Source organism: Allobosea sp. P4_E12, from assembly GCF_056401655.1.
Map to the genome: position 1 here is coordinate 1 of NZ_JBFUIY010000096.1, position 4162 is coordinate 4162.

At 65.5% G+C, this 4162-nt stretch carries 4 protein-coding genes; 3 read left to right on the forward strand and 1 reads right to left on the reverse strand.

Features of this window, described 5'->3' with window-relative positions; all coding sequences use genetic code 11:
- The 3 genes from AC1DW9_RS36190 to AC1DW9_RS36200 all read left to right on the forward strand — a co-directional run.
- Positions 1–386 (forward strand): winged helix-turn-helix domain-containing protein (locus AC1DW9_RS36190; RefSeq protein ID WP_476855384.1); only part of this gene is annotated, 386 nt, incomplete at its 5' end.
- Positions 383–1777 carry a sensor histidine kinase gene (locus AC1DW9_RS36195; RefSeq protein ID WP_441509001.1) on the forward strand — a complete coding sequence of 465 codons (1395 nt, stop codon included), beginning with the start codon at positions 383–385 and terminating at the stop codon, positions 1775–1777. The genes AC1DW9_RS36190 and AC1DW9_RS36195, both read left to right, overlap by 4 nt.
- A 151-nt stretch (positions 1778–1928) precedes the next feature.
- Positions 1929–3278, forward strand: a complete 1350-nt coding sequence (locus AC1DW9_RS36200; RefSeq protein WP_476777444.1) for a patatin-like phospholipase family protein — start codon at positions 1929–1931, stop codon at positions 3276–3278.
- 195 nt (positions 3279–3473) lie between these two features.
- On the opposite strand, the gene AC1DW9_RS36205 is transcribed toward AC1DW9_RS36200, so the two are convergent.
- Entirely contained in the window at positions 3474–3899 is a 426-nt protein-coding gene (locus tag AC1DW9_RS36205; protein WP_043242225.1) for an Lrp/AsnC family transcriptional regulator, read from the reverse strand.
- Positions 3900–4162: the final 263 nt, after the last annotated feature.

Here is a 4162-nt window from a genome sequence, read left to right on the forward strand (position 1 = left end):
ACTATCTCGCCAAGCCGTTTGCGATCGACGAGTTGCTGGCTCGGCTGCGAGCCGTGCTCCGCCGTGCGCCGGTGATGGCTCCCGATCGGATACGGGCAGGGCGCCTCGACTATGATTGGCATGATCGCTGCGCGACCATTGATGGGGTTGGGCTCGATTTGCCGCGCCGGGAGCTGCTGGTGCTGGAGGCTCTTCTGCGCCGACGTGGGCGCACGGTGCAGCGTGCCGCGCTGGAGGAGGCGGTCTACGGCTTCGATGACGAAATCCAATCGAATGCGCTCGACATGCATGTGTCGAACCTGCGTCGGAAGCTGACGAAGGCGGGGGCCGGCCTCGAGATTCACGGAATTCGCGGCGTCGGTTATCTCCTCAAACACGCGGCATGACCTGGCCGCGCGCGCATTCGCTGAAATGGCGCCTCGTCCGGCGCCTCCTCGCGTTGCAGGCCGCGACGCTCTCGCTGCTCGTCGTCCTGGTCATCGGTGCGCTCTACCTCGGCGGCCATCTGTTCAATTTCGAATCCGAGGATGTGACGGTCGATGTGCTGAAGAGCGCGGTCACGCGCGATCCTGCCGGCAGGCTTGTCCTGCAAACGACGCCGGCGCTGGCGAAGCTGCGGTCGGATGTTCCCGATCTCTGGTTCATCGTGCGCGACCGGCTTGGCCATACGCTGACCGAGGGAGCTCCGCCGCCCCATTTCGCACGCATCGACGACGCGCTCGACGATGTCGGGGTTGCGAGGCTCGGCTGGAATCTTGGCGATCCCCCGCGCACGAATGCACTGATCCGCTGGGTCGATGGCGCCGCGGGGCAGATCCAGATTGCAACCGGACCGGGGGAAGAGGCGCCGCTGAGCTGGCTGGTTCAGGGGCTCCTGATCGTCTTCATGAGCTTCGTTCTTCCGGCCCTTGTGGTCATGGGGCTGGCGACGATCATTGCGACGCCCATCGTCGTGCGCAGGGCGCTTGCCGGCCTTGGAAAGGTAGCGGAGCAGGCCGAGCGGATCGATATCGAACGGCACGGCGAACGCCTGCCGACCGACGCCACCCCGAGCGAATTGACCCCGGTCGTCGCTGCGGTCAACCGCGCCCTGCAGCGGCTCGACGAAGGCCATGTGCGGCACAAGCGTTTTCTCGGTGATGCTGCACATGAGCTGCGGACGCCGATCGCGATTTTGCAGACGCGGCTCGATATCCTGCCGGATACGGCTCAGCGGGCGCGGCTTTACGAAGACGTAGCGCGGCTTGCCGTCATGGCGGAGCAGTTGCTCGACCTGCAACGGATCGATCACAGCACCAAGGATTTTGCCAGGATCGACGTCGTGACGATCGGCCGGCGTGTCGCCGCCGATCTCGCGCCGCTGGCGATCGCCTCAGGCTATCAGGTGGCCTTCGAGGCTGAGGCCGACCAGGTTGCAGCATGGGGCGACCAGTCCGCGCTTGAACGGGCGCTGGCCAACCTCGTGCAGAACGCAATCCAGCACGGCGGACGCCACGGCACGATCACGATCGCTGTCGGGCGCGAGCGGACGATCGAGGTCGCCGACGAGGGGCCTGGCGTGCCCGTCGATCAGCGCGACCGCATTTTCGAGCCGTTCTGCCGGCTGGCGCCGCGCGAGCGGGGAGCGGGATTGGGGCTGCACCTCGTCCAGGAGATCGTTCGGCGCCATTCCGGCCAGATCACCGCCCTCGACCCGGCCGCGTCCGGCGCGCGCTTGCGGATTACATTGCCGCCGCCCGCGGTTGATCCCTCCTGCCAGGGCATAATGCTGACATAACCCACGCGGGCGAGATGTCGCTGGCCAGCGAATGGTCACGCATCGTGCGGAGACGTTGTCGCGGCTGAGAAGGCCGGCRTCGTTGAAAGCCTGTTTCCTGACTGTTGCTGCTCGCTGCGGGCGTGTCGCCAGAGCGCGGCGCCCCCTCTTGATGACGGCGATGCTTGCGCTCTGGACTGCAGCGTGTGCCGCGCCCGCCAACCTGCCCTCGAACGCGCCGCTAATGCATGATCCCGCTCCCGCAGTGCGGCTGTCTGCGGGAGTTCCGGCGCGCACCGGCGTGATCCTCGCATTCTCGGGCGGAGGAGCGCGGTCCGCGGCCTTCGGATATGGCGTGCTGTCGGCATTGGCCGAACAGCCGTCTCCGGGCGATGAGACGCGCAGGCTCGCCGACGATATTGGCGTGGTCGCCGGTGTCTCCGGTGGAGCCATTCTTGCCGCCCATCTGGCCCTGCACGGGCCGCGAGCCTTGCCCGAGTTCCGCCGCGCCTTTCTCGACCAGGACGCAGAAGCGTCGCTGCGCATGGCCTATACGCCCGAGAACCTGCTGCGCGCCTATCATGGCGGCGTGAATGATCTCTCCGGTCTTGCGGCCTGGCTGGATGCCAGCCTCTATGGCGGCGCGACGATGGGCGATCTCGGTCAACGCGGACGACCAAGGCTGCTGCTGCACGCGACGGATCTCTACAATCGGGCGCCGTTCCCGTTCGATCGGGCGAGCTTTCGCTCGATCTGCAGCGACTATGACCGCTTTCCCCTGGCGCACGCGGTCGCGGCCTCGTCCGCGGTGCCGGTCGCCTTCGCTCCGGTCGTCCTCCAGAATTTCACCGGGGACTGCCCCGTTGCCCGAAATGCGCCGGCCGCGGTCCGCCATCCTACCGGGAGCTCCGAGTTCGACAGGCATGTTGCGGAATCCCAGGCGCGATACGCCAGTGCGCCGGATCTCCGCTATCTCAAGCTGCTTGACGGCGGCCTCGTCGACAATCTTGCGGTGCGAAATCTCATCAGGTCGCTCAAGCAGCCTGCGCCGGAACCTCTGGGCATCGCTGCCGCGCGGCATCTCGAGCGCCTGATCATCATCGTGGCCTACGCCTCCACGCGTGTCGGTGGCGAGATGTCCAGCGCAGTCGAGGGCCCGACAGCGCCGTCGGCGATCGTTGCGGCTGCCGATGCGATGATCGATAGCGCCAGCCGGATGAGCCTTGACGCGCTGGAAGGGGAGGCTGCGCACTGGCGTGACCGGCTGGTTCGCTGGCGCTGCGGCAGGGCAGGAGCACAGGCCGGGTGCGGAAGGCTCGATGTCAGCGTGGTGCGGTTGTCCCTCGCGGATGTGAGCGGGCAGGCAGAGAAGGCTCACATTCTCCAACTGCACAACACGCTCAGCCTGAAATCCGGCGATGTCGATTTTCTCGCGGGCCTGGGGCGAACCTTGCTGCTCGGCAACGAAGGTTATCGCAGCTTCATCAAACCGGCGCGGCGCGATGGCCCGCCCCACGGCTGAATGCCTTCGGCAACAGCAGAGCCCGGCAATCCCAACCCGCCGTTTTCTTCTCTGCCGGCTCGCGCGCTGCGTCGTGGTGGGCCGGGGCCGCTATTGGCTGCGCTGCTGTCGCGCCGGGAGGGCCTTGATGGAGGGATGTCGGTTGGGTGCGAAGACGCCTACCCCCCCTGCTGCGCAGAGAGCTCTCCCCGCCGGCTATACCGAGCTGAGCAGAATGCTGGTTTCGCTGTTGAGGATGCCGTCGATGGTGCGGACTTCGCGCAGCACGCGATCGAAATCGCTGAGGCTGGAGGCGCGGATCTCTGCGATCAGGTCCCAGGTTCCATTGGTCGTGTGCAGCGAATGCAGTTCCGGCAGGCCGCGCATCTGCCGGATCACCGCGGTCGTCGAGCGGCCTGTGACCTCGATCATCATGATCGCCCGAATGGCCTTGTCGTCATAATCCTGCCGGGAGCGCACGGTGAAACCGAGCACCGCGCCCGACTCGATCAGCCGGTCGAGGCGGGTCTGCACCGTTGCGCGCGAGACGCCGAGAATGGTCGCGAGCTTCGAGATCGGGGCGCGCCCGTCCTCTCGTAGCGCTGCGATCAGGCGGTGATCGAGCTCGTCGAAGATATGCATGGCAATCTGTCTATTCGAAGTGAGCGATTTGATCGGTAAATTGCACATATCTGAACTTGTTCGCAATTCAGTGTGCAAATTGCATTGGCTAGAATGCCCTCCATTCCAGAAAATATCGCAGGAGGGCCGACCAATGGTTCAGTATGTAGGCGTCGAGAACATGGTTCGGCTGATCGCTGCCATCGGCATCGAGCCTTATCTGATTGGCCTTGCGGGCTACATCGAGGAGGATTTTCGGCGCTGGTCCCTGTTCGAGAAAGCGC

What these genes read in the sequence shown, in the direction of transcription:
- AC1DW9_RS36195 (WP_441509001.1), top strand. Translation starts at nt 383, where the DNA reads ATGACCTGGCCGCGCGCGCATTCGCTGAAATGGCGCCTCGTCCGGCGC.
- AC1DW9_RS36200 (WP_476777444.1), top strand. Translation starts at nt 1,929, where the DNA reads ATGACGGCGATGCTTGCGCTCTGGACTGCAGCGTGTGCCGCGCCCGCC.
- AC1DW9_RS36205 (WP_043242225.1), bottom strand. Translation starts at nt 3,899, where the DNA reads ATGCATATCTTCGACGAGCTCGATCACCGCCTGATCGCAGCGCTACGA.